At 68.0% G+C, this 1,568-nt stretch carries 1 protein-coding gene and 1 pseudogene; both read left to right on the top strand.

Going from position 1 to position 1,568, the window contains the following annotated elements; genetic code table 11:
- Positions 1–153, top strand: a pseudogene (locus LQV45_RS31285) (L-ribulose-5-phosphate 4-epimerase); the annotation flags it as partial.
- 103 nt (positions 154–256) lie between these two features.
- A partial coding sequence (gene araA, locus LQV45_RS31280; RefSeq protein WP_230011239.1) for an L-arabinose isomerase occupies positions 257–1,568 on the top strand: 1,312 nt, incomplete at its 3' end.

The raw sequence follows: 1,568 nt of genomic DNA, 5'->3' as shown, positions 1-1,568 counted from the left end.
AAGGATGCCCGCTCGGCGGTCAAAGCCGCCGTCATGTGCAAGGAAGTGGCACGGACCGTCCATATTTCCCGGCAACTCGGCGAACCCCTGCCGATCGACCCGGCCCAGATCGACTCGCTTTACGCCCGCTACCAGAACGTCTACGGCCGCTAGGCCCAAAACCGGGCCGCTAGGCCCAAAACCGGGCCGCCAGGCCCAAAACCAGGCCGCCAGGCCGCGAAGCCGTCGTCGCCCCCCACCATCCGCAGGAGAAAACATGTCCAACGCCAACAACACGTCCCTTGAGCAGTTCGAGGTCTGGTTCCTCACCGGCAGCCAGCACCTCTACGGCGAGGACGTCCTCAAGCAGGTCGCCGCCCAGTCCCAAGACATCGCTGACGCGCTGAACGCCTCCGCCGACGTCCCGGTGAAAATCGTCTGGAAGCCCGTGCTCACGGACTCGGACGCCATCCGCCGCACCGCCCTGGATGCCAACTCGGATGACGCCGTGATCGGCGTGACCGCGTGGATGCACACCTTCTCCCCGGCCAAGATGTGGATCCAGGGCCTGGACCTGCTCCGGAAGCCGCTCCTGCACTTGCACACCCAGGCCAACGTGGAACTGCCGTGGGCGGACATCGACTTCGACTTCATGAACCTGAACCAGGCCGCGCACGGCGACCGCGAGTTCGGCTACATCCAGTCCCGCCTCGGCATCCCGCGCAAAACCGTCGTCGGCCACGTGTCCAACCCCGAGGTGTCCCGCCAGGTCGGATCCTGGCAGCGCGCCTCGGCGGGTTGGGCGGCCGTCCGGACCCTCAAGCTGACCCGTTTCGGCGACAACATGCGCAATGTCGCCGTCACCGAAGGGGACAAGACCGAGGCCGAGTTGCGCTTCGGCGTCTCGGTCAACACTTGGTCCGTCAATGAACTCGCCGACGCCGTGCACGGCGCGGCAGAGTCCGACGTCGACTCCCTCGTCGCCGAATACGAGCAGCTCTACGAGGTGGCCCCCGAGCTCCGTGCCGGCGGCCCACGCCACGAGTCGCTGCGCTACAGCGCCCGGATCGAGCTTGGGCTCCGCAGCTTCCTGGAGACCAACGGCTCGGCCGCCTTCACCACGTCCTTCGAAGACCTCGGCGCACTGCGCCAGCTGCCGGGCATGGCCGTGCAGCGCCTCATGGCCGACGGTTACGGCTTCGGCGCCGAGGGCGACTGGAAGACTGCCATCCTGGTCCGGGCAGCCAAAGTCATGGGCGCCGGGCTCCCCGGCGGCGCCTCGCTCATGGAGGACTACACCTACCACCTCGTCCCGGGCCAGGAGAAAATCCTGGGCGCGCACATGCTGGAGGTCTGCCCGTCCCTGACTGCCGCTAAGCCGCGCGTGGAAATCCACCCGCTGGGCATCGGCGGCAAGGAAGATCCCGTCCGCCTGGTCTTCGACACCGATGCCGGCCCCGGCGTCGTGGTGGCGCTGTCCGACATGCGCGACCGCTTCCGCCTCGTGGCCAACGCCGTCGACGTCGTGGACCTTGAGCAGCCGCTGCCCAACCTGCCGGTGGCCCGTGCCCTCCGGTCGCCCAAGCCGG

It is taken from the genome of Microbacterium sp. Bi128 (genome assembly GCF_918698205.1).
Note: the sequence above shows the minus strand (reverse complement) of the source record. Positions and strands in the feature narration are given on the sequence as shown.